A 24,131-nucleotide genomic window follows, 5' to 3' on the forward strand; every position below is an offset into this window, starting at 1 on the left:
GCGGTCAGTTCAGACGTTGGCGGAAGCGCGGCCCCATCACGCAGTCGCCATGCAGCAACAGCACCGCCACGCGCACGAACTCCTCGATCTCCGCCAGGGCGGTGTCGTCTTCGTCGGCCGCATCGAAATCGTCGCTGGACGCCTGCGCCAGCCGCGCCAGGTCCTGTAGCGCCTCTTCGCCCTCTTCGGTCAGTGCCGGGCGCTGCTGCGCCGCCAGGCCGAAGCCACCCAGAAAGGCACGACACCAGTCGAACAAGGCATCGGTGCGCGCCGCCAGCGGTGCGCCGTCGTCGATCAGCAACAATTCGAAAGCGAAATCGCGGTCTTCCAGCTGCGCCACCGTGGCCTGCCGCATCTGGTCCAGCGCCCCGCCCTGCCTGGGTGCCACCTGCGCGGTGTCGGCCAGGATGCGCGCCAGCCAGTCGCCGCTGTCGGCACCGCCACCGGAGAGCCACCCGCACAGCCCGCCATGCAACTCCGCTGCGGAGGAAGCCAACTCCAGCTGGCGACTTTCGTTTTGCACAGCGGTTACATCGGGCAGATCCATCGGGTCATCCAGGCTGGGAACAGGAGGTGCCGGCACATGGGCCGGCGATTTGACTTCCCAGTGTATCAAGGCACCCCGCGTCGGCCGCCAGCGGCGTGTTCCCTACGGGATCCACGCGCGTGACGCCGGCCGCGCCGGGCGCGGTGCAAGCCCTTGTCGGGATTGGCCTGACGGCGGGCAAGCGGGCTGCGATCGGGCGCTTGACCGCCGCGCGCACGCGCCCCTATCGTGAGCGTATGGACAACGCCGCTGCCCTCGCCCAGATCCGCGCACTTGCCGCCCGTGTGGAGGCCCTGGTCGAGCGCAGCCAGCGGTTGACCGACGAGAACCGCAGCCTGCGTCACCAGCAGGAACAGTTGATCGGCGAGCGCGCGCAATTGCTGACCAAGAACGAACAGGCGCGCTCGCGCGTGGAAGCGATGATCGTGCGCTTGAAATCCCTGGAGCAGCACACGTGAGCAACAACGAGCCGGTCAGCGTGCGTATTCTGGATCGTGAATACACCGTTGGTGTCACCGCCGACGAACGCGAGAGCCTCACCGCTGCGGCGCGCCTGCTGGATCTGCGTATGCGCGAGATTCGCGGCAGCAATCGCATGGCAGCGGTGGACCGCGTTGCGGTGCTGGCCGCACTCAACCTGGCGCACGAATTGCAGCAGCTGCGCGATCAGCAAGCGCTGTACGACCGTGAATTGGCCAATACGCTGGACAGCTTGAATCGCCGCCTGGACAGCGTGTCCGACACGCCGCGTTGAGGTGCAGTTCGCACTGTCGTCGCAAATATGAACTTTCAATTGCGCCGGCCGACGAATGGGCTAGCCATCGCGCAGCAGAGGTCTATACTTCACCTGCGTTCTCTGCTGTAAACGACAGCGTGCAAAACATTCGCCTTGTCCCTTAATTACGACCACGGGGGCGCGACGAAGCCGGGAGTGCAAGTCCGCCTTGTAGCGGGAAGCCCGATGGCCTCACAACGTCCCCACTTGAACCCCGGGTTCAAGGTCGTTTCGCCCGCATCGTTCACGGCGGAGAATGCAAATCTGAAACGGCGCCTTCGGGCGCCGTTTCTTTTTGCGTGTCTGAAACGCACGGCACGCGCAGTTCGGCTGCGCCGCTGTGCAATGGCTGCGCCAAGACAGGCATGCATGCGTGCGTGGTGCGTGCGGCGCAATGTTGCAAGTACTGCACGCACATGCGCTCATCGACAGACGGGAGACTTGCGGGCACCGGCGATCGGTGGGACACGCGCAGCTAGGCAGGCGCGTCCACGCCATCGACAATATCCCTCCGCCTATCGCTGCGAGACGCCATGACCGACGACCGAGACGCCTTGCGCCAGCAGTTGCGCGCGCTGCGGCGCAGCCTGCCCGCAGCGCAGCGCCTGGCAGCCGCCGATGCGCTGGCCGAGCGCCTGCTGGCGCTGCCGTTCGCGCCGCAGACCGGCGCGGTGGCCGGGTACTGGGCGATGGATGGCGAAATCGCGCTGCACCGCTGGCAACTGAGCCTGCCGGCCGGCGTGCGCTATTGCCTGCCGGTGCTGGACGGGCGCGTCCTGCGCTTTGCGCCGTGGCGGCCGGGCCAGGGGCTGGTCAGCAACCGCTACGGCATTCCCGAACCGGACGTGGCAAGCACCGAGTTGCTCGCACCCGAGGAGATGGCGCTGGTGGTGACGCCGTTGACCGGCTTCGACGCGCAGTGCCGGCGGCTGGGCATGGGAGGCGGCTGGTATGATCGCAGCTTCGCGTTCCGGCACCGCCAGACGCCGCCGCCCTGGCTGGTCGGCGTCGGCTTCGCCGCGCAGCAGCTACCCGCCCTGCCCACCGAATCCTGGGACGTGGCGGTGGATGCGATCTGCACCGAACACGCCACCTTCCTGAAAGACGACGCCGTTTCCGTATGACTGCCCGCAAGCGCTACTGGTTGATGAAGTCCGAGCCGGACACGTTTTCCATCGATGATCTGGAACGCGTCGGCACCGAACCGTGGAACGGCGTGCGCAACTACCAGGCACGCAACTTCATGCGCGACGGCATGCATGTCGGCGATGGGGTGTTGTTCTACCACTCCAACTGCAAGGTGCCGGGCATTGTCGGCATCGCCAAGGTCGCCAGCGCCGCATATCCGGACGACACCCAGTTCGATCCCAAATCCGATTACCACGACCCCAAGGCCACCCGCGAAGATCCGCGCTGGATGCTGGTGGACGTGGCCTTCGAGCGCAAACTCACGCGCACGATCGCACTGGACGAAATCAAGCAGCAGGCCGACGCCCTGGGCGAAGGCTTCCCGCTGATCGCCCGCGGCAACCGCCTATCGATCCTGCCGGTGACCGCCGCGCAGTGGAAATTGTTGCTGGCGATGGAGTAGCCGGGAGTAGAGATTCGGGATTTGCGATTTGCAAATCCCGCTCAGCCCAGCCGCTCTTGCGATTCCCCAATCCCGATTCCCGATTCCCCAATCCCGAGCCCCAAAATGTCCGAAGCAAAACGCCTGGCCGCCGAAAAAGCGATCGATTACGTGGAAGACGGCATGATCGTCGGGGTCGGTACCGGTTCGACGGTGGCCTACTTCATCGATGCCTTGGGCCGCATCAGCCACCGCATCAAGGGGGCGGTGTCCAGCTCCGAGCAGAGCAGCGCGCAGCTCAGGCGCCACGGGATCGAGGTGCTGGATCTCAACCACACCGGCAATCTGTCGCTGTATGTGGATGGCGCCGACGAGTGCGACCCGAATCGTTGCCTGATCAAGGGCGGCGGCGCAGCGTTGACGCGCGAGAAGATCATTGCAGAGGCCAGCGAGCGCTTCATCTGCATCGTCGACCCGAGCAAGCAGGTGCCGGTGCTGGGCAAGTTCCCGCTGCCGGTGGAAGTGATTCCGATGGCGCGCAGCCTGGTGGCCCGCCAGATCCTGGCGCTCACCGGCGGTCAGCCGGTGTGGCGCGATGGCGTGATCACCGACAACGGCAACGTGGTGCTGGACGTGCACAACCTGCAGATCACCGACCCGGTGGCGCTGGAGCGCAGCCTGAACCAGATTCCCGGCGTGGTCTGCGTGGGCCTGTTCGCGCGTCGCCCGGCCGATGTGGTGATCGTCGGTGGCGAGCCGCCGCGGGTGATCTGAGCGATCGCGTGCAAGCACGCGCATACGCAGTTGCGGCCCGCGTTGCGAAGCGACAGCGGGCCGGACTCCTGTCACCTGCGATGACGGTACGACGCACCACAGCGGCTTGACGCACGCGGCCGCTTGGCAGATGGTGCGGCATCCCCACCCACTGGTATGCCGCATGCGCCGTCTTTGCTTCCTCCCCCTTGCGTTGTTGATCCTGCTCAGCGGCTGCGCCAGCAGCGGCGGCAGCTGGGTGGAACTGGCCGGCACGCGCTACCAGGTGGAGCTGGCGCAGAACGATGCCGACCGCGCCAAAGGCCTGATGTTTCGTGATGCCATGGCGGACGATCACGGCATGCTGTTCGTCCACGACCGCCAGGAACCGCTGGCGTACTGGATGAAGAACACCAAGATCGCGCTGGATATCCTGTATTTCGACAATGAGCGCCGGCTGGTGTCGCAGCAGCGCGACGTGCCGCCGTGTTCGGCCGGCGATGCCTGCCCGCCCTACCCCAGCAAGCGCCCGGCGCGTTACGTGCTGGAACTCAATGCCGGCCAGGCCGCCAGGCTCAACCTGCAGGACGGCGCCAGCCTGACCCTGAGCCCGGATATCCCAAAGCTCAAGTGAATCTCACGCGACAGGCCCTTCCTGTCAGGAAGTACCGGACTTGAACCACGCGCCGCTTGCCGACACTCTTGGCAACATGGTCGACATGCTCCCACTTCCCCATTGGACTGCGCTCGCCAGCCTGGACGACGACGCAGTGCCGTTGATGTCCACCGCGCTGCTGATCGCGCGCGACGAGTATCCGCAACTGGACGCCGAGCTGTACGACACGCTGGTGCAAAGCCATGTCGAGCATCTGCGCCGCGAGGTGGAGGCGATCGACCTGTGGCCGCTGAAGATGGCCGCGGTCAATCGCTACCTGTTCGACGAGCTGGGCTATTCGGGCAATCACGACGAGTACTACGACCCGCGCAACAGCTACCTCAACCAGGTCTTCGAACGCCGCCTGGGCAACCCGATCTCGCTGGCGATGGTGCAGATCGAAGTGGCGCGCCGGTTGGGCATTCCGCTGGCGGGCGTGTCGTTTCCCGGGCATTTCCTGGTGCGTTTGCCGGTGGACGACGGCGTGCTGGTCATGGACCCGTTCAACGGCGGCCGCCCGTTGGGCGTGGACGAGCTGCGCGAGCGCGCGCGTCCGCACCTGGGTGGCGAGATCCCCGACGACCGCGCCCTGGCGCAGATCCTCGACCCCGCACCGCATCGCGCGATCCTGATCCGCATCCTGCGCAATCTGCACGGCGTCTACGCCGATGCCGAACACTGGGACCGCGCCGCGCGCAGTGCCGACCGCATCCTGAAGCTGGTGCCGGACCAGCCCGAGGCGCTACGCGATCGCGGCATGGCCTATCTGCACCTGGGCCACCGCAACGGCGCACGCCACGATCTGTCGCGTTATCTGCAGCTCAATCCCAGTGCGCAGGACGCGGCCAATCTGCACGAACATCTGGTCGAACTGAACAGTCAGCGCGCGCGCGCGCACTGAAAACACAGCCTGCAAGGCCCTCGCCAGCACCATGCGAACGTGTGCCGGCGATGTTGTGGCGCGAAAAACGCAGCGACCCAGCCAGGACCTCAGTCGATCTCGACCATCTCGAAGTCGTCCTTGGTCACGCCGCAATCCGGGCAGGTCCAGGTGTCGGGAACGTCCTGCCAGGCGGTGCCCGGGGCGATGCCTTCTTCGGGGATGCCGTCGGCCTCGTGGTAGAGAAACCCGCAGACGACGCACATCCAGGTGCGGTAGGTGGTCGTGGATGTCTCGCTCATCGGATAATCGCGGTCACGCAACGGTGGGGCTGCATTGTCCCATCCCACCCACCGCTTCCGGAAGCGCTGCCATGCCCGACCTGCACAATGCCCGCGGCGTCTACCTCATCACGCCCGACGAACCCGACACCGCGCGCCTGATCGCGCGCACCTTGCCGCTGCTGCCCGCTGTCACCTGGCTGCAGTACCGCAACAAGCAGGCCACTGCGGCGCTGCGCCTGGAACAGGCCAGCGCGCTGCGCGAGGCGTGCGCTGCGCACGATGTGCCGTTGATCATCAACGACGATGCGCAGCTGGCACGACAGGTGGGCGCGCAAGGCGTGCACCTGGGCGAAGACGATGGCGAGGCGGCCGCGGCGCGTGCACTGCTGGGCGAACAGGCCATCATCGGGGTGTCGTGCTACGACGAGATTGCGCGCGCGCGCGCAGCGGTCGCGGCCGGCGCCAGCTACGTGGCCTTCGGCGCGTTCTTCCCGACCACCACCAAGGTGACGACACGTCGCGCCACGCCGGCGTTGCTGCAGCAAGCCGCAGCGCTGGGAGTGCCGCGCGTGGCGATCGGTGGCATCGCGGCTGCGCAGGTGCCCGAATTGGTGGCTGCAGGTGCCGAGTTGATTGCGGTGGTCAGCGGCGTGTACGCCGCGCCGGACTCGCTCGCGGCAGTGCAGGCATATCGGGCCGGGTTTGCACGCTAGCGTGGCTGGCAGACGACAGACGTTACCCGCGACACGCGCAAGCGAAGACTCAAGAGACCGAGACTCGAGTCGAAGCGTTGTTTATTAGATGCAGTCAAAAGTCTCGGTGGGTCGAGGGCGCAGTGCCCTCACCGCTCGCGGGACACGCCGTGAATCCGTCCGTGGAGGCTCCTTGGCGGCATCCATGCCGCCAAGGGTCCCGCAATCGGCAAGGACACCGCACCAGGAAATTTGCCGGCTATTTTCTTGAGAGCTTGTTGCGCGGCTTACAGTGGCAGATGAGGCGCTTGCAGGTCGCGTGTTGAAAGCTTGTCCACTGATCGGCTTGCGATAGGGAGGTGGCGGGAAGCTGGCTGACGCATAGTGATTCGACCAGCGCACGCCATGCCCTGCTTGCAACCACGCACACCGACCATCCCGACAGGTCCTTGCCCGCCCACCATCGCGGGACCTTACGCGGCATGGATGCCGCGTAAGAGCTACACGGACGTACTTGCGGCGTGTCCTGCGGTGGTGGGCGGGCAAGAGCCCCGCAGCCAAACTGCAGATCAACCGCTTTACGACTGATCTATGCGCGCGACCAATCCTCCATCAGCGCATACGAATGGCGACGTGACGTACAGACAACAAGGCAGCGACGCGTGCCATCACGCGTCGCTGCCTGGACCGACCTTACCGCCTGGCGCGATTAGAAGTCGTAGCTCAATGTCACCCGGCCCGAGCGCGGTGCCTGGTAGGCCACGACCTGATCCCAGAGCGGATTGGTGGTGTTGTCGGGCAACTGCGAGAACGGGTAGATGTTGGTTGCGGTCTGCTCGTTGGTGATGTTGAACACGTCAAAGCGCAGTGCCAGCTTGCCGGCGGCAAATGCCGGCTTGTAGGTCACGCCCATGTCGAGCTGCGCGATCCAGCCCAGCCGCCCCTGCGAGCCAGGAGGCGACGCCACGCCGGTGCCGGTCTCCGGGTTGTAGCAGTAGTGGTAAGGACCGCCGGTGATCGCGCTGCCACCGTAGCCGGCCGGGTCGGTGCCGGTGTAGTTGTCGCCGTAGTAGTTGCCCAGGCAATTGTGCGGCGCGCCCGAGATCAGGCTGAAGTTGGCCGACGCACCCCATTGCGGAGTGAACTGGTAGAAACCGAACAGCTTGAGCTGATGACGGTGATCGTTGGATTGATCGCCGTTGAAGTGTTCCATCAGCGCCGCGTGGTCCCAGCTCTGCGTGGTGGAAACCGAGGCCTGGCCCTGGTAGCTGCCCAAAGCGCCGCCGGTGCGCCACAGGTCAGAACGCACCTGACCTTCGGTGGTGCCGTAGCTATGCGACCAGACGTAGTTGACCTTGGCGTACCACTTGCCGTCGAACGGACGTTCCAGATTGAATTCGACCGCCGAGTAATTGCGCTTGAACTTCGGGAAGCCGGCCGCCTCGCGGCTCACCGACACCTCATGGAACTGGCCATCGGTGCCGATCACGCCCCAGGTGTTGGTCTGGCCCGGATTGATCAGCGATGCACCGGCAACCTGCGAGAAGTCGATGGTCACGCCCTGCGCGGCCGCAGCGGCGATCAACGCCGTATTGGAAACGTCGTAGTTCTGATCGTCGATCCCCGCATTGAGGCGGCGATGCGTGCCGCGCACGCCCAGCACCCAGCCGGTGTCCAGCTGCTTGGTGAAACCGAGGATGACCTCGTCCTGGTTCTCGCCCTCGATGTCCTTGACCACCGCGGTGCGCACGTCGGCGATGCGGCCGAAACGCGAGTTGGCCGACACGGCCGACCCCAGCTGCTGCGCCAGGATCGGCGTGCCATCGGCGTTGATGCCGCTGTAGGTGAAGTAGGTATCGGTGGTGGTGGCCGGGGTGAACAGGCTCACTGCCGACAACGGCAGGCCGAGGTAATAACGGCCCACGTTGCCGAACACCTTCAGGCTGGAATCGCCGTTGACGTCCCAGCTGAAGCCCAGCCGCGGCGCCCAGGCGTTATCCACTTCGATGTAGGGGTCGCCGAACGGGGTGTAGTTGGTGAACTCGTCCTTGCGCAGGCCGATGCTCAGCAGCAGGTTGTCGGTGACCTGCCACTTGTCTTCGATGTAATAGGCGCGTTGCTTGGCCTCGTACGAATACAGGCTGGTGTTGATGTTGCGCACCACGTAATAGCCGCTGGACCCGTTGACCGGATCGACCAGGCCCGGGCTAGGTGCGCCGATGCCGCCGGCTTCGTTGGCCGACTGGCTGACCAGCCCGCCCGTCCGCAGGCCATTGGGATCGTTGGTCTGGCCATAGGTCCATGCAAAGCCCGGGCCGGACAGCACCGAGCCCACATCGATACCCTCGGACTTCTGGTTATCGATACCGAAGTTGAGCGTGTGGTGGCCGATGCGCCATTCCAGATTCAGGCGTTGATTGTCTTTCTTGTATTCGCGATCCGGTGAACTGACCGAGGTGACCAGCTGATTGCCGATGCGCGGTGTGCCGCCGGTGTAGGCCGGATTCTGCAGCGCGGCACTGTTGATGACCGGCCCGCCGGCCGCGTTGTAGTTGAAGGGCGTCAGCTCATCGGGCGTTTTCATCTTGCCGTACAGCGCGGTCACGGTGAGGTTGTCGCTGAGGTAGCCGGTGTACTTGCCGGTGAACAGGGTCGGGCCGGTCTTCCAGGTGGACTCGTCGGTGAAATAGCTGCCACGCTGGCGATTGACGTAGTCGTAGCGGTAGATCGAACCGTTGGTCTCTGCCTCGTCGCTGGCGCCGGTCACCTCGATCAGGTGATTGTCGGTGATGTTCCAGTCCACCTTGGCGTACCAGCGCTTCTGCTTGTAGTCGTAGTCGGTGAGACCGCCGGTGCGGCCGTTGTCAGTGTCGCGATTGGTGCCGACGCGTACGCCGTCCGAATCCACCTGTTCGGCGGCCAGGAAGAAGAACAGCTTGTCCTGGATGATCGGCCCGCCGACGTAGGCGCTGTAGGTGGTCTGGTTGGCTTCGGCCTCGCTCGCCGGCTGATACAGGCCATTGGCCGAGCGCGCGTAGCGATAGGCGGCGTTGTTGATCGTGCTGCCCTGGCTGTCCGGGCGCCAATAGATGTCGCGCTGATTGGCCTTGAGACCGTTCGGCTCCCAGATCACCGCCGCGCCGAACTTCCACTCATTGGTGCCGCGCTTGCCGATCTGGTTGATCACGCCGCCATTGGCGCGGCCGTACTGCGCGCCGTAGCCGCCGGTGAAGATTTCCTGCTGGTCGATGGCGCCGTACGGCAGGGTCAGGCCGCCCAGATTGTTGCTGATGGTGGTGGTGTTGAAGCCGTTGAGGTAATAGGCGTTTTCGCTGGCGGCCGAGCCGCCGAAGCTGGGCAGCGAGCCACCGAGCGGGCCATTGTCGAAACCGCCGCTGTTGACCACCACGCCCGGTGCGAGCAGCGCGATTGCCTCGGCGGTGCGGCCCAGCGGCAGCTGCTGCAGCTGCTCGGCGGTGACCACGGTGCGGGTGTCCACGCTGCTGACGTCGATGGTGGTCAGGCCTGCGGCGGTGACGGTCACGCTGTCCAGGGTCTGCATGCCGCTGCCCGACGCGGCAGCGAACGAGACGTCGGTGTTGGCGCCGACGGTGATCGCGACGTTCTCGCGCGTCTCCACCACCGCGCCGTCGCGCTTGACGGTGACCTTGTAGGTGCCCAGCGGCAGGTTGCCGGCGGTGTAACGGCCGCGCGCATCCACCGGTACTTCGCGGCTGAACCCGCTGTTGTTTTCCACCAGCACGCTGGTGCCGCTGCTCTGCCCCACGCTGCCGACGATGCTGCCGCTGGTGGACTGCGCGTGGACGCTCCCCATGGCCATGACCAGCGCCAACGCCAAGGCACGCTTCTGGATACTACGGTTCATGCTGTCTCCCCCAAGTCTGGAACTGTCGGCAACGCGACAAAAATGAACGGCGCCAATGGCTACCGGAATCACACTCTCTGAACATCCGCCGCAGGAGGCCAATGACCGCAGGTCATCTGCTCATGCCAAACCGTCGATACCGTCCCGTTCGATCATAGGCAGCCGGGTTGCCCTACCCGCCCGCTCCGACGGGTAGGCAGGCACCTGGTGGGTAGGCGGACAGGGGCCGCAAGCCTGACAATGGCGAATGCGCTGCCCGCAGTCGGGCTGCGCCGCCCCCACTCGGTACCACTCAAGGATCTGCGCGCATGAACCACACCCGCTCCCACGCCCTGTTCGCCCAGGCGCAGACGCTGCTGCCCGGCGGCGTCAACTCACCGGTGCGTGCATTCAAGTCGGTCGGCGGCGAGCCGTTCTTCGTGGCGCGCGCCGATGGCCCGTATCTGTACGACGTGGACGACAACCGCTACATCGACTACGTGGGCTCGTGGGGGCCGATGATTGCCGGCCACAATCACCCGGCAGTACGCGAAGCGGTGGAGCGCGCGATCCGCGACGGCCTGTCCTTCGGTGCGCCGTGTGCGGCCGAAGTCACCATGGCCGAGACGATCCACCGGCTGGTGCCGTCCTGCGAGATGGTGCGCATGGTCAATTCCGGCACCGAAGCCACGCTGTCGGCGGTGCGCCTGGCGCGCGGCGCCACCGGGCGCAACCGCATCGTCAAGTTCGAAGGCTGCTATCACGGCCATGGCGACTCGTTCCTGGTCAAGGCCGGCAGCGGCATGCTGACCCTGGGCGTGCCGACCTCGCCGGGCGTGCCGTCCGGCCTCAGCGAGTTGACCGCCACCCTCAGCTTCAACGACTTCGAAGGCGCCACCGCCCTGTTCGACGAGATCGGCGCCGACGTGGCGGCAGTGATCATCGAACCGGTGGTCGGCAACGCCAACTGCATTCCGCCGCAGGCCGGCTACCTGCAGCATCTGCGCACGCTGTGCACCCGGCATGGCGCACTGCTGATCTTCGACGAGGTGATGACCGGTTTCCGCGTCGCGCTCGGTGGCGCGCAGGCGCATTACGGGGTCACGCCGGACCTGAGCACCTTCGGCAAGATCATCGGCGGCGGCATGCCGGTGGGTGCGTACGGCGGCCGGCGCGACTTGATGGAGCAGATCGCTCCGGCCGGCCCGATCTACCAGGCCGGCACCTTGTCGGGTAACCCGGTGGCGATGGCGGCCGGCCTGGCGATGCTGGAGCTGGTGCAGGAGCCCGGCTTCCACGCCCGCCTGAGCGAGGCCACCAGCGTGTTGTGCGAGGGACTGGAAGATGCCGCGCGCGCGGCCGGCATTGCCGTCACCACCAATCAGGTCGGCGGCATGTTCGGGCTGTTCTTCACCGACGAGATCGTGGAGAGCTACGCGCAGGCCACTGCCTGCGACATCACCACCTTCAATCGCTTCTTCCACGCGATGCTGCAGCGGGGCGTGTATCTGGCGCCGTCGGCGTACGAGGCCGGCTTCATGTCCAGCGCGCACGACGCGGCAGTGATCGAGGCCACACTGGCCGCCGCGCGCGAGGCGTTTGCGGAAGTGGCGCACTGAGGCGTCTTTAGATGTGGCGTTGCCTGCATGCTGGCACGGGCACGCTGACCTTGTGTGGCGTTGAAAGCCAGGCGTGATCGCGTGCCTCGCGATGCTCACCGATGGCGCTGGCCGCAAGGCTCGCGGCACCGATGATGCCTGATGTGTATCTCGACTCCGCGCCGACGCTGAACAGGCGCGGCGCCGGCGTCGTGTCCGGGCCCATGGCGTCCGGATGGACTCGGCTGTTGCCTGGCGCTTGCACGCACCCTGCGCCATCGCTTGCGCCATTCAGGCGGCGGCGCAACGACAAGCTTTGCTTTTGTCTTGTGGCTGTCATACCTTTCTGAAAGGTGTCCACGGATGGGCATGGGTGGGGACCCTCGAAGCAGCCGATATGACGTTGTCGCCGGTCACGGTGACGCCATCTGCATCGCCGCTGTTTCATCACGATCTGCAGCGTGTCGAGCCGGCGCGCTGCCGACGCTTGCCAGGGCCGCCCTCGCCTCATGCTCAAGCCTGTTGCGTTGCTCACACCGCGCCCCTCACCGTCGCGCGATTCCGCCCTTCCCGATTGGCTGCTTGCCAGCAAGCTGGAGCCGCCGCTGCCGCGTACCGGTGCGGTGGTGCGCGGCGCGTTGCTGGCGGCGCTGGATCAGGCCCAGGCCCGGCCACTCACCCTGCTGCTGGCACCGCCCGGATTCGGCAAGACCACACTGCTGGCGCAGTGGCATGCGCAGCTGCGCGCACGCGAGCACGCGGCCGTGGCCTGGCTGTCGCTGGACGAAGAGGACGCCGATGCCGCGCGCTTCCTTGGCCATCTGGCGTTGGCGATCCAGCACGCAGGTGCCGATCCGGCGCTGTGCGCCGCAGTGCTGCACAACCGCGACCAGGATCCGCGCGAGGCGGTGACGGTGCTGATCCGCGCGCTGCGCACGGCGCCACGGCGCATCAGCGTGATTCTCGACGATTACGACCGGCTCGGCAGCGGCATCGTCGACGAGCTGGTACTGCGCCTGGTCGAACACGGCGGCGGACGCCTGCACCTGTTGCTGGCCACCCGGCGCGTGCCGGCACTGCCGCTGGCGCGGCTGGACCTGCAGGCGCAACTTAGCCGTCTCGGCAGTGCGCAACTGGCGCTGGACGAGCACGAGGCGCAGGCATTGCTGGGGCCCCAGGTCCCGGCGCCGGTGGTGGACGAATTGCTGCGCTACACCGAAGGTTGGCCGGTGGCGCTGCATCTGGCGCGCCTGTGGCTGGAGGGCGGCGTGCAACGTCAACAGGAGGTGGCCGCGCGTTTCTCCGGCCGCAGCGCACAAATTGCCGCGTACCTGGCCGAACAGGTGGTCAACGACCTGGATGCCGACACGCGCGACCTGCTGTTGCGAACCAGTCCATTGGAGCGCGTCAACGCAGCGCTGGCCGATGCGGTGCGCCAGCGCGACGACAGCGGCCGGCTGCTGGCGCGGCTGGAACATTTCCACGGCCTGCTGGTGCCCATGGATGGCGAGCGCGAATGGTTCCGCTATCACCCCTTGTTTGCCGACTTCCTGCAGCAACTGCTCGATCGCGAACATCCCGGCCAGGCCACGCACCTGCATCAACGGGCCGCACGCTGGTTTGGCGAGCATCAGCATCTGGCCGAAGCGGTGCGGCACGCATCGCGTGCCGAGTGCGGCGACCTGGCCGCCAGCTACATCGCGCGCGCCGGCACCTGGCAACTGGTGCTAACCCACGGCACGCACGAGGTGCGCGCACTGCTCCGGCATTTCGAACACCGCACCATCCGCGACACCCCGGCGCTGAATCTCACCCAGGCGCATCTGCACGCAAGGCTCGGCGAATTCAGCCATGCGCGCCTGCTGCTGGAACGCTTCCGCGACTTTCCAGCGGCGCTGCGTGAGCCCTTGCAGCGCGACTACACGGTGGTGGTGGCGCTGTTGCGCGATCGCCTCGACGAAATCTGCGGCAATCCGCATGGCCTGACCCAGATCGCCGCGCAGGCATCCGCGCTGGACGAAGACGATCATCTAGGCCGCGGCATGCTGCTGTGTATCTGCGCCACCACCGCCATTGCGCAGGGCGCCTTTGCATTGGCCGAACGCTACGCCCTGAACGCACGCGACGCGATGCAGCGCGGTGGCAGCCAACCGGGCGCAAGCCAGGCGTTGCTGGCGTTGGGCCAGAGCTTTTTCTACCGCGGCCAACTCGGCGACGCCGAAGCCTGTTACCGGCAGGCCCTGAACTGGTGCGCGCGCACCCCGCAGCTGGATCGCGTGCTGGAGGCCGCCGGCCAGTGCCTGCTCGCGCAACTGCATTACGAACGCGGCCACCACGACGATGCGGCCGACCTGCTGCATCCGGCGCTGGAACTGCTGGAACAGCACGACGGCGGCATGGACGTGCTGGCCTCCGCCTACGACACCGCGCTGGGACTGGAGCGTGTGCGCGACCACAGCGGGCGCAGTGCATTGGCGCTGCTCGAACACGTCGAACAGATCGCACACGGGCGCAAGCTGACACGCCTGTCCGAGCTGGCGGCAGCATGGCGCTTGATGCTGTTGCTGGAACATCCAGGCAATGCCGCCATCGATGTGGTAATCGCCCGTACCGGCGGCGAATCCGGCCTGGCGCATACGTTGCGCTCGCCGCACCGCTGGCGCGATCGCGCGGCGATGGGCTTTGCGCTGGCACGCTGGCACCGGCTGGCCGGACGCAGCAGCGCCGCGCTGACCATCCTGGGCCAGATCGAACAGGCCTGCCTGGCCAATGACAATCTGTGCCACCTCGCGCGTACCCGCGCACGCATCGCCCTGGTGCTGCAGCAGCGTGGCGAACTGGCCGCGGCGCTGCCGCATCTGTACAGCGCGCTCGATCATGTAGCGCTGACGCAGAGCTGGCAGGCGATCGTCGAACTCGGACTGCCGGCCAAGGCGATGCTGCGCTCGCTGCGTCAACACGACCCGCAGACCGTCGGCGGCACCACCCGCGCACTCACCATCCAGGCCCTGCTCGAACGCCTCAGCGGCGACGAGGACCCGGCCGGCGACATCTTCAGCGAGCGCGAGCTGGAAGTGCTCGCGCAGCTGGCACGTGGGTATTCCAACAAGCAGATCGCACGCTGTCTGCACCTGTCGGAAAACACGGTCAAGTTCCACTTGAAGAACCTCTATCGCAAGCTCGATGCACGCAGCCGCGAAAGCGCGTTGGCGCAGGCCTTGCAACGCGGGTTGTTGCGCGCAGCGGCCCCGCCCGGCAGTGCGGAGACGTCGCCAGGCTGACCGCCAGCGCCGGCACTGGCTTCCGTCGATAAAAATACATCATGTATGATGTATTTTTATCGGGAGCTCACAGCATGGCTGCTCGTATCCTTGTCACTGGCGCCAGCGTTGCCGGCACCACCACGGCCTGGTGGCTTGCCAGGTATGGCCGCGATGTTGAAGTCGTGGAGCGCGCGCCGGCGTTCCGCGACGGCGGACAGAACGTGGACGTGCGCGGCACCGCGCGAGACGTGCTGCGCCGGATGGGCCTGGAGGCGTTGCTGCTCGAACGCAGCACCCGGGAGCGCGGCACCGATTGGGTCACCGAAGACAATCACGTGGTCGGCCGTTTCGAAGCGGCGCACTCCGACACCGACGGCGGCCCGACTGCGGAGATGGAAATCCGCCGCGGCGATATTGCCCGGATCATCTACGAGGCCGCAGCGGCGCAAGGAGTGCGCTTCCGCTTCGGTGACAGCATCGAACACGTTGAGCAGCACGACGGCGGCGTCCAGGTCACCTTTGCCGGCGGCCATCAGGAAACCTATGCACTTGTAGTGATCGCCGAGGGCGTCGGCTCGCACACCAGGGAGCTGGTTTTCCCTGCAGAGAATCGGCCGCGCTGGATGGACCTGACGATTGCCTACTTCAGCATTCCGCAGATCGCCAGTGACGGCGTCTATGCGCGGCAATACAACACGCTGGGTGGTCGGGGAGCGGTGGTGAAACCTGCACGCGACGGCAAGTTGGGAGTCTATCTTGGCATCCAGAAGCGACCCGGTCACGAGAACAGCTGGAGCGTGGCGCAACAGCGCGCCTTCATTCGTGCGCAGTTCTCTGCGCTGGGCTGGGAGTTTCCACGCATCCTGGATGCGATGACGGACGTCGACGACTTCTACTTCGATGTGCTGCGCCAGGTACGCATGGACCGCTGGTCCAACGGTCGGGTGGTCCTGACCGGCGATGCGGCATGGTGCCCGACCGCACTGTCCGGCATCGGCACCACGCTTGCGATCGTGGGTGCCTACGTCCTTGCCGGGGAGCTTGCCAGGTCGGACACGCCGGCAACCGCCTTCGCTCACTACGAACGCATCATGCGCCCCTTCGTCAAGCAGGGGCAGAACATTCCCAAGCTGGTCCCTCGCCTGCTGTGGCCGCATACCCGCTTCGGCCTGGCCGTGCTGCGCAACGCCATCCGCCTGGCCAGCCGGCCCGCACTCAGGTCGTTCATCAACAACCATTTTGCACGGGACGCCAATGCCATCGCCTTGCCAAGCTACGAGTAGACCAACCGATTGACCGGGAAAGCCCGTTAAAAACGCAGACTACATCGCGCTCGGCGAAAGACGCTGATGCGCCAACGCCGGAACCAGAAGCAGCGTCCACGACGCTGGTTGGCGCTGCCGTCCGCTCCGCTCACGATTGCCCTGGAGCACGCGGCGTGACCGCGTGCCAGCTCCCTCGCCTATCGCTCCTGCCGCGGCCACGCGCCTGCGGCAGCTGATACCTCATCCAAAACTCAGCGTGCCCTTCATCATCGCCCAGTGGCCGGGGAACGAGCAGAAGAAAGTGTAATCGCCGCCCTTGCTCAACTTGCTGGTGGGAAAGCTCACCGTGGTGCTGTCGCCGCCGCCGATCACCTTGGTGTGCGCGATCACGCGCGCGTCGGCCTTGGGCAGATAGCTGTCGGCAATGGTGGAGCGTATGCCGGCATTGGCCACTGCCTGGAAGTCGGCGGACTTGGTCAGCACCCAGTTGTGCCCCATCACCGTGGCGGCCATCTTGCCGGAGTGCTTGAGCGTGAGGTCCACCTGCGTGCAGTCGGGCGCCAGCTTGATCGCGCTCTGGTCGAACTTCATCTGATCGTTGCCGGTGATGGTGACGGCGCAGGTACGCGCCCATGCCGAAGGCGCCAGCAGCACCAGACCAAGCACGGCAAATGTCGAAAACACTTTCAAGGGAACACTCCTGCATTAAGGGATGCGCGACGCCCAGCGCGCCTGGCCACACCAGCGCGTTCGCATGCGCCGGTGGTGCCAGAGTAACGCCTCATGCGTAACGGAAAAAAGCATCCATCGGATCATGCACCGCTGCCGTGGCGTCCGGCAGCGGCAACGGGCCGCGCTTGCCGGCGATCACCTGCACGAAGGCCTGCTTGAAGCGTGCCATCTCCGCGTCGGTGCCGACGGTGATGCGCGACCAGGTCGGCCATACCGGCCAGCTACGCCCGATGAACACGCCATGGGTGGCCATGTCGTCCTTGAAGCCGGCGGCCGGGCGCTTCACATCGACCATGAAGCAGTTGCTCTCCGAGGCGGTGCAGGCGTAGCCCTGCTTGACAAGAAACTCCATCACGTCCTTGCGTGTGGCCGCGGTACGTGCGCGGCGCTGCGGCACCAGTGCGGGATCGCGCAGGCTGGCCAGGCCTGCGGCGGCGGCGGTCACCGGCAGGCTGTTGACGCTGTAGAACATCAGCTTGGCCAGCAGGTCCGGGCGCGCGGCCGCATAGCCCAGGCGAATGCCGGCCATGCCGTAGAGCTTGGAGAAGGTACGCAACACCACCACGTCCTCGCCCGCTGCGACCATGTCGACCACGCTGCTGGTGCTCTGCGCAAAGTGGATATAGGCCTCGTCCACCACCAGCACGCTGCCCTTGGGCTTGTGCGCCAATGCGTAGTCCAGATCCTTGCGTGCGGTGACCGAGCCGGTGGGATTGTTGGGATTGCAGATGTAGATCACGCCGGGGCTGGCGTCGGCGGCGCACATCGCCTGCACATCGTGCGAGAAGTCCTTGCGCAACGGCACCTTGATCAGTTTTGCGCCATTGCGGGTGGCGGCGCGCCAACCGGATTCGTAGGTGGGGTCGGCAGTGACCAGCGCGGCGCTGGGCGAGGTGAACGCCAGCATCGTGTAGTCCAGCGGCTCGGTGGAGCCGGCGTAGGCCATCAGGTGATTGACCGGCAGCTTGAGCTCGGCGGCCAGGGTATCCATCAGCTCCATCTGCACATCGCGCAGGTAGCGTCCGCCTTGCGGTGCGATCTGCGCGATGGCCTTGACCGCGGCCGCCGACGGGCCATCGGGAAATTCGTTGGAGCCGATCATCACCGGCGACAGCGCACTGGCCGGTGTCGGCGCGACGGCGGCGGAACGTTCGGCAGCGCTGGCCAGCAGCGGCAGCGCACTCGCACCGGCAGCGCCGGCAAACAGCGCGGAATCGCGCAGAAACATGCGGCGCGAAAGAGCAGTTTTCATGACAACCTCCAGCAGGACGGCACGACGGATTCAGGGACGAACGGCGACCACTTCGATTTCCACCCGATATAGCGGATTGCCGAGCGCGGCGATCTGGAAGGCCGAGCGTGCCGGCAGGTTGGGCTGCTCCTTGGTGCCGAAGAACTGGCGGTAACCCTCCATGAATCCGTTGAAATCCATCTTGCCGCCCATGGCCGGATCGCCGACCAGAAACACCTGCATCTTCACCACATCGCCCATCCCCAAGCCGAGCGCTGCGAGTTGCTGCTTGATCTGGTTCAACACGCTCACCGTCTGCGCCTTGGTGTCGCCATAGGCGGCAGCCGAATCCTTGGGCGCACTGGCATCCACCACCGCCGGCACCTTGCCGCTGACATAGACGGTGGCCTTGCCGGCGGGAATTTCCACGGCGGCAGCGATGGGGAAATCGCTGTTGGGGATCTTGTGGCGGATCACCTCGGCGGCGTGCGCAGCGGTGAGGCCCGCAGACCACAACAGGGCAGCGGTGAGGACGGCTGTCACTGGACGGGACATGGCAACTCCTTGCATGAGAGGAAAAGGGGGCATCAGTGGCGCAGCAATTTGACGTCGTCGACGGTGACGCGCTCGGCGTGGTCGTTGCCGAAGTGCGTGCGCACATAACTCACCACTTCGGCCACCTGGCGGTCGTTGAGCATCTCGCCGAAGCCGGGCATGCCGGCGTGGCCATCGAGCACCATCATGGTGACGTAGGGTCCAGCGGCCAGCTTGGGATTGCCGGCAAGTGCCGGGTATTCGCCGGCACCTTGCGCGCCGTGCCCGGCCGGCATGTGGCAGCCCTGGCAGATCGCCTGGTAGACATCCTGGCCGGATGCCTTGGCAAAGCCCTGTTGCGGGAACAGCTGGGTGGCATCGGAACTCTGCGCCCGCGCATCGTATGCGCCAGGCGGCACCAGCAAGGCAGCCATCGCAGCGACGAAGCTGGCCGCGGCCAATCGTGGTAACAGACTCATGCGCGACCTCCTCCGGCCAGCACTTTGCGATGCAGACGGCCGACGACATCGTGCGCGGACAAGATCGCGCCCTCCTGCCAGGCCGGAATATAGGAGACGTGTTCACCGGCCAGCGCCAGGCGCCCGTCGATCTGGCACAGCGGCGTGTAGTGCTCGGCACGCGCCTGCTCGCTCCACATGCCGAAACAGCCATGCGTGAACGGCACGCGGTGCCAACCGACCGAAATGCCGTTCTCGAACTCGCGTGGATACTGCGGATGCAACTGCGTGCCGTATTCGACCGCCTTGCGCACGCGCTGCTCCGGGGGCATCGAGGTGAACTGGTAGGCGTCCAGTCCCCAGACGTAGGCACCGAGCAGCACGCCCTTGCCGGGGCTGTGATAGTTGGTGCTGGGATAGCTGATCAAGGTGATCGGCAGATCGGTATAGCTGATGCCGCCGTAGATGGCCTCGTCCTCTTCCCAGAAGCGGCGCTTGAACTGCAGGCCCACCTTCACCGATGCCGCGTACGGCACCTGGCCGATCGCGGTGGTCATCGCGTCGCCGGCGGTGACCGGAATACGACTGAGCACCGACAGCGGAATCGTGCAGATGCACCAATCGGCGCTGGCGATGCGTTCTTCGCCGCCGTGCGCGGCATCCTGCCAGGACACACGCACGCCGTTGCCGTCCTGATCGATCCTGGTGACCTTGGCGTTGTAGGTGATGGCATCGCCAAGCTGCTTCGCGAACGCCTTGCCGATCTGGTCCATGCCGCCCACCGGCTGGAACATGGTGGTCTGCATTTCGTAGTTGTTGCCGGCCGCCAGCGTGGTCCACAGACGCGAGCGCAACACGTCCTGCACGCTGAAGGGATCGGAGAACTCCGGCTTGCCCGACAGGCCGCCGCCGGGATACCGCGCAAAGCCGCGCCGCTCGCTGCTGTCCTTGCCTTTGACGTAGCCGAACTTGTGGTCGAGCGCGCCCCAGGTGCGCAAGGACTCCAACAGCACCTCCTGGTCTTCGCGGCTCACGCTCTGGTCCAGCGCCTGCTGCTGCGTGCACTTGGCCAGCAACTCGGACACATGGCCCTTGTAATCGGCATCGATGGCGCGAAAGCGCTGCGGTTCGCCGCCAAAGCCTTGCTGGCTGTGCAACAGCGCGTTGTAGTTGACCTGGTTGAACGCCTCCAGGGCCACACCGAATTGCTTGCAGTAACTCAGCACCGCCTTGTGGTGATGCGGAATGCGCCACGGCCCCGGATTGAGGTACAGCCCGTCGTCGAACTGGCAATGCTGGGTCGCCCCGCCGAGTTCGGTATAACGGTCGCCGCCGCGCAGCGTCCAGTTACGCCCACCGGGGCGGTCGTTGTATTCCAGCACCTGCACGCGGTACCCCGCCTTGCGCAGTTCGAAGGCCGCAGCCATGCCGGCCAGCCCTGCCCCCAGGATCAGCACCGAGGCGCCCTTCGGGTCGCCATCCAGTTGCAGCGGCCCCTTGAAATCGGATTCGGCGGCCATGCCCAGGCTGCTCATCGCCTGGTACATCATCGCGCCGCCAGCGGTCATGCCGATGCGCGCCAGCAGTTGCCGCCGCGTCATCGCCCCAGAATGATTGCCTTGCATCAACGCGTAGTCCTTGCATGTCGTGGAACGAGTGCGACTGACAAAACGCATGACGCGGCCGGCAACGCAGCCGGCCGCGTCACCGCCTCAGAACTTGTAGGACAGACTGGCGAACAGCTGGCGCGGTGCGATCAACTGGTACGAGCCGGAACTTTCGTTCGGGAACACCGCACCGATCGCATCGTCCTTGTCGAACAGGTTGTAGACCGACAACTGCAGCCGCCCACCGGCCAGGAACCCGGCATCCTCGCCCTGGTAGCCGACGCTGCCGTTGACGATGAAGGTGGCATCCACCTGGTCGGTATTGAGCGTGTCGCCGTAGCGCTTGCCGGTGTATTTGGTGTCGAGGTTGGCGAAGAAATGCTCGCCCTCCCAACCGCCATTGAGGCTGAACATCACCTTGGGCGAGTCCGGCACTTCGTTGCCTTCCACCTGCACCAGGTTGCCGCTGACCGGGCCGAAATAGTTGTCCTGGAACTCGGATTTGTTCCAGGTCAGCGACGCCCCCAGCCGCCAACCCGGTGCCGGCTTCCACATACCCGACACTTCCGCGCCATAGGTCTGCACGTCGCCGACGTTGGCGTAGATGGTGGGTGCGACCACCAATGGATCCGGATCGGTCAGCGCGATGATGCGGTTCTCGTAATCGATCTTGTAGGCAGCGACGTAGCCGCTCCACTGGCTGGATTCGGCGCGGATGCCGATATCGATATTGGTGGATTCCTCCGGCGCGATATCCGGATTGAATGCGCCCGAGGTCAACGCCAGCCGCGGCGCCGAGCTGAAGTTCTCCGCGTAGTTGGCGAACACCTGCACGCCCTCGGCGAGCTGGAAGCTGGCGCCGACCTGCGGCTGGAACCAGTCGCTGTTCTTGATGGTGACATCGCGGCGCACGCCGACATTAAAGTCATCGAGATTGGCGATGCCGTTGTAGTCGCGTTTGACATCCAGCCCTTTGGCGCCGAACTCCATGGTGAGCCGGTCATCGAGCAGGCGCAGCGTGTCCTTGATGTAGAGCTGCTTCACCTCGGTGGAGAAGTGGTTGTCGTAGTAGATGACGATCGGCAGCGAGCCCTTGAGCAGTGCGCCGGTGGCCGGGTCAAGGTTGTACAGCGGGCGCACCTGATCGAAGTCGTAGTTCTCGTACCACGCACCGACTTCGAGCTTGTTGTGCTCGGTCTCCCACGACACCGCAGTGGTCACGCCGTAGCGATCGCCGCCCATGATTTCCTCGCGTCGCGTCATCGCACCGACGCGGGTGACATTGCCGTTGGCATCGACGATCTGCGGGTCGTTGATGGCGATGTCGGTGCGCCCTGGCGTACCGGCGATGGCATCGTTGTACAGGCCAGTGGCCGTGCTCGGCGGCGTGCCGCCGACGCCGTAACCATGCTTGTTCTCGTAGTAGCCGGTGAAGGTGAAACCGATCGCATCGTTGAACAGGAAATCGCCGTGCAGGCTGAGCAGCGAGTCGCGGCGGCCGTTCTGCCATTCGCTGTAATGCTCGGCATCCACTTCCGGATTGCCGGTGATGCGTTCGTGCAGATCCCACGCGACCGAGCCGTCGGAGTTGTACGACTGCACGTCGTAGTCCTTGCGGTTGTTGTAGATCCAGCCCAGGGTCAGGTGGCCCACGTCCCAGGCCTGGCGGATCTTGGCTTCGAAGTGATCGCTCTTCTGCGTGGCCGGTTCCATGTCCCACACCCCGCCCTGCGTGCGCGAGGCAGACAGGTACGCGCTGGGGCCGCCTTCCCACCAGTCCGGCGTATCCAGCCGCACGAAGCTGCGTACCAGATCGTCCGAGCCGATGGTCTGGGTGAGATTGCCGCTCCAGCTGTCGCCGCCCTTCGGGGGCAGGCTGGTGTAGCGGATCGCACCGCCGAGTGCGTGGTACGACGGCTGGGTGACATCGCCGGAGCCGGCCGACACGGTGACGTCGAGCAGGTTCTCACTGGACACGTAGCGGGTGATCGGGCCGCCTTCGCGGGTGTCGAAGGTTTCGATCGGGATGCCGTCCAGGGTCACGCCGATCTGGTTGGCGGAAAAGCCGCGGATGGTCATCGAGTCGCCGAACTCGTACAGCCCGAATGGATCGGTGGTCTGCACATTCACGCCGGGCAGGCTCGCCAGCAACTGCTGCGGTGCCACGCCGGGCACCTGGGCCTGGATCTCGGCAACGGAGATGGAAGCCGTGGTGCGCGTGGAGCCGGTACCGACCACGCTGACCGCGTCCAGCGTGCGCGCTTCCTGTGCCAGGACGGGCAGGCTGTGTGCACCAGCCAGCACCAAGGTCATCGAAGCCAGCGTGCGACCACGCGTGGCAGTGGTGAGAATGGCGGCGACCGACGCCGCCAGTTGATCGGTGTTCAAGCGCTTGCGCATGCAATCGACCCCCTGGATGGTGTGACGTGCTGAGTGACCGGGCCCGCTCCCCAAGACCGGCTGACACCGCGGATGCGGCATGCATCGACCATACCCAGCACAGTTCCACCGCAAGCGCCGCGCGGAGGGTAGGGGCGGCGCGGGTGGGTAGGTTGCTGCCGAATTCAACGATCTGAATGGGTACCATCCCTACCCACCTGCGTGGATCCGGACATATCAGGTCTTGCACGCTTGCCATCCCGTGGCGAATCGACAACGCTGCCCCGCCACATCCCGAGTCCACCCATGCCGCCTGCAGCACCGTCCCTGTTACTGCTCGATTTCGACGGCGTACTGGCCAGCTATTCGCGGCCGCGCCGTGTGGCGGCCCTTGCCAATGCGGCGGCGTGCACGCCGCAACATGTGCAACAGGTGTTGTTCGAGCAGGGCCTGGAGCGCGCCTACGACGCCGGGGTGATCGACACGCCGGCCTATCTGGCCCAGCTCAGCGACGGCCTTGGCTGTACGATCGATCGCGCCACCTGGATCGCCGCACGCGTGGCGGCATGCCGCGCCGACCCGGCGGTGCTGACGCAGGTGCTGGCGGTGGCGGCAACCACCTCGGTGGCGGTGCTCACCAACAACGGGCCATTGATGGCGGAAGCGATTGAGCGGATCGTGCCGCCGCTGTTTCCGCTATTGCAGGGCCGCGTGCTGTGCAGCGGCGCGCTTGGCGGCCGCAAGCCCGATGTGCAGGTGTATCAGCGCGCGCTTGCACAACTGGATGCTAGTGCTGCGCGCACGTTGTTTGTCGACGATCTATTCGTCAACGTCCGCGGCGCGCGTGCCGCCGGCCTGCATGCGGACACGGTGCGCGATGCGCGGGCGTTGCGGCGGGTGTTGAAACGGTATGGGCTGGGGTGAGGAGCCGGGATTGGGGATTGGGGATTGGGGATTGGGGATTGGGGATTGGGGATTGGGGATTGGGGATTGGGGATTGGGGATTGGGGAGTCGGGAATCGGGAATCGGGAATCGGGAATCG

Annotated in this window: 21 protein-coding genes and 1 other RNA gene; 13 read left to right on the forward strand and 9 right to left on the reverse strand. The window is 65.7% G+C overall.

The window, feature by feature from the left end:
- Positions 1-4: 4 nt before the first annotated feature.
- Positions 5-547, reverse strand: a complete 543-nt coding sequence (locus DGN21_RS15675; RefSeq protein ID WP_024938111.1) for a YecA family protein — start codon at positions 545-547, stop codon at positions 5-7.
- Between the two features lie 236 nt (positions 548-783).
- Here DGN21_RS15675 and DGN21_RS15680 point away from each other — a divergent pair, with 236 nt between their 5' ends.
- The 8 genes from DGN21_RS15680 (at position 784) to DGN21_RS15715 (ending at position 5,201) form a co-directional block, all read left to right on the forward strand.
- Positions 784-1,005 carry a TIGR02449 family protein gene (locus DGN21_RS15680; protein ID WP_024938110.1) on the forward strand — a complete coding sequence of 74 codons (222 nt, stop codon included), beginning with the start codon at positions 784-786 and terminating at the stop codon, positions 1,003-1,005.
- A complete protein-coding gene (locus tag DGN21_RS15685) occupies positions 1,002-1,301 on the forward strand; it encodes a cell division protein ZapA (protein ID WP_016903560.1) in 300 nt (99 codons plus the stop codon). The genes DGN21_RS15680 and DGN21_RS15685 overlap by 4 nt, the downstream gene beginning before the upstream one ends.
- 96 nt (positions 1,302-1,397) lie before the next feature.
- Positions 1,398-1,582: non-coding RNA, 6S RNA (gene ssrS / locus DGN21_RS15690), on the forward strand.
- 273 nt (positions 1,583-1,855) lie between these two features.
- Complete coding sequence (locus DGN21_RS15695; protein WP_184577544.1) at positions 1,856-2,446, forward strand: 5-formyltetrahydrofolate cyclo-ligase; 591 nt, start codon at positions 1,856-1,858, stop codon at positions 2,444-2,446.
- Positions 2,443-2,913: an EVE domain-containing protein gene (locus tag DGN21_RS15700; protein ID WP_016903558.1), complete on the forward strand. Its 471-nt coding sequence runs from the start codon at positions 2,443-2,445 to the stop codon at positions 2,911-2,913. The genes DGN21_RS15695 and DGN21_RS15700 overlap by 4 nt, the downstream gene beginning before the upstream one ends.
- A 105-nt stretch (positions 2,914-3,018) precedes the next feature.
- A complete protein-coding gene (rpiA, locus tag DGN21_RS15705; protein WP_184577541.1) occupies positions 3,019-3,666 on the forward strand; it encodes a ribose-5-phosphate isomerase RpiA in 648 nt (215 codons plus the stop codon).
- A 163-nt stretch (positions 3,667-3,829) separates the two neighbouring features.
- Positions 3,830-4,279 (forward strand): DUF192 domain-containing protein, encoded by a 450-nt coding sequence (locus DGN21_RS15710; protein WP_184577539.1) that lies wholly within the window; start codon positions 3,830-3,832, stop codon positions 4,277-4,279.
- Between the two features lie 40 nt (positions 4,280-4,319).
- Positions 4,320-5,201: a SirB1 family protein gene (locus DGN21_RS15715; RefSeq protein WP_065032792.1), complete on the forward strand. Its 882-nt coding sequence runs from the start codon at positions 4,320-4,322 to the stop codon at positions 5,199-5,201.
- 89 nt (positions 5,202-5,290) lie between these two features.
- Here the strand turns inward: DGN21_RS15715 and DGN21_RS15720 are convergent, their stop codons facing one another.
- Positions 5,291-5,530 (reverse strand): rubredoxin, encoded by a 240-nt coding sequence (locus tag DGN21_RS15720; RefSeq protein ID WP_024938106.1) that lies wholly within the window; start codon positions 5,528-5,530, stop codon positions 5,291-5,293.
- A gap of 23 nt (positions 5,531-5,553) precedes the next feature.
- Here DGN21_RS15720 and thiE point away from each other — a divergent pair, with 23 nt between their 5' ends.
- The gene (gene thiE / locus DGN21_RS15725; protein WP_215824987.1) at positions 5,554-6,177 is read left to right on the forward strand and encodes a thiamine phosphate synthase; all 624 of its coding nucleotides are present in this window, start codon (positions 5,554-5,556) and stop codon (positions 6,175-6,177) included.
- Positions 6,178-6,865: 688 nt separating this feature from the next.
- On the opposite strand, the gene DGN21_RS15730 is transcribed toward thiE, so the two are convergent.
- Complete coding sequence (locus tag DGN21_RS15730; RefSeq protein ID WP_160955201.1) at positions 6,866-10,042, reverse strand: TonB-dependent receptor; 3,177 nt, start codon at positions 10,040-10,042, stop codon at positions 6,866-6,868.
- A 308-nt stretch (positions 10,043-10,350) separates the two neighbouring features.
- On the opposite strand from DGN21_RS15730, the gene hemL reads away from it, so the two are divergent.
- The 3 genes from hemL (at position 10,351) to DGN21_RS15745 (ending at position 16,165) form a co-directional block, all read left to right on the forward strand.
- Complete coding sequence (hemL, locus tag DGN21_RS15735; RefSeq protein WP_024938103.1) at positions 10,351-11,640, forward strand: glutamate-1-semialdehyde 2,1-aminomutase; 1,290 nt, start codon at positions 10,351-10,353, stop codon at positions 11,638-11,640.
- A 488-nt stretch (positions 11,641-12,128) separates the two neighbouring features.
- On the forward strand, positions 12,129-14,900 hold the full coding sequence (locus DGN21_RS15740) for a LuxR C-terminal-related transcriptional regulator (RefSeq protein WP_215824988.1): 2,772 nt from the start codon (positions 12,129-12,131) through the stop codon (positions 14,898-14,900).
- Positions 14,901-14,974: 74 nt separating this feature from the next.
- Positions 14,975-16,165 carry an FAD-dependent monooxygenase gene (locus DGN21_RS15745; RefSeq protein WP_126966759.1) on the forward strand — a complete coding sequence of 397 codons (1,191 nt, stop codon included), beginning with the start codon at positions 14,975-14,977 and terminating at the stop codon, positions 16,163-16,165.
- Positions 16,166-16,387: 222 nt separating this feature from the next.
- On the opposite strand, the gene azu is transcribed toward DGN21_RS15745, so the two are convergent.
- The 6 genes from azu to DGN21_RS15775 all read right to left on the reverse strand — a co-directional run bounded on the left by azu (position 16,388) and on the right by DGN21_RS15775 (position 23,097).
- Positions 16,388-16,837: an azurin gene (gene azu / locus DGN21_RS15750; protein ID WP_016903022.1), complete on the reverse strand. Its 450-nt coding sequence runs from the start codon at positions 16,835-16,837 to the stop codon at positions 16,388-16,390.
- Positions 16,838-16,928: 91 nt separating this feature from the next.
- On the reverse strand, positions 16,929-18,131 hold the full coding sequence (locus DGN21_RS15755; protein ID WP_126966758.1) for a pyridoxal phosphate-dependent aminotransferase: 1,203 nt from the start codon (positions 18,129-18,131) through the stop codon (positions 16,929-16,931).
- A 30-nt stretch (positions 18,132-18,161) separates the two neighbouring features.
- Entirely contained in the window at positions 18,162-18,665 is a 504-nt protein-coding gene (locus tag DGN21_RS15760) for a RidA family protein (RefSeq protein ID WP_039519172.1), read from the reverse strand.
- 32 nt (positions 18,666-18,697) lie between these two features.
- On the reverse strand, positions 18,698-19,123 hold the full coding sequence (locus DGN21_RS15765) for a cytochrome c (RefSeq protein ID WP_126966757.1): 426 nt from the start codon (positions 19,121-19,123) through the stop codon (positions 18,698-18,700).
- The gene (locus tag DGN21_RS15770) at positions 19,120-20,727 is read right to left on the reverse strand and encodes a flavin monoamine oxidase family protein (protein WP_160955200.1); all 1,608 of its coding nucleotides are present in this window, start codon (positions 20,725-20,727) and stop codon (positions 19,120-19,122) included. Before DGN21_RS15770 ends, DGN21_RS15765 begins: the two co-directional genes overlap by 4 nt.
- Positions 20,728-20,814: 87 nt before the next feature.
- Positions 20,815-23,097 (reverse strand): TonB-dependent receptor, encoded by a 2,283-nt coding sequence (locus tag DGN21_RS15775; RefSeq protein WP_184577604.1) that lies wholly within the window; start codon positions 23,095-23,097, stop codon positions 20,815-20,817.
- 297 nt (positions 23,098-23,394) lie between these two features.
- On the opposite strand from DGN21_RS15775, the gene DGN21_RS15780 reads away from it, so the two are divergent.
- Entirely contained in the window at positions 23,395-24,012 is a 618-nt protein-coding gene (locus tag DGN21_RS15780; protein WP_126966754.1) for an HAD-IA family hydrolase, read from the forward strand.
- Positions 24,013-24,131 lie beyond the last annotated feature (119 nt).

The sequence above is a fragment of the Xanthomonas sp. MLO165 genome (genome assembly GCF_018831305.1).
GTDB classification, from domain to species: domain Bacteria; phylum Pseudomonadota; class Gammaproteobacteria; order Xanthomonadales; family Xanthomonadaceae; genus Xanthomonas; species Xanthomonas arboricola.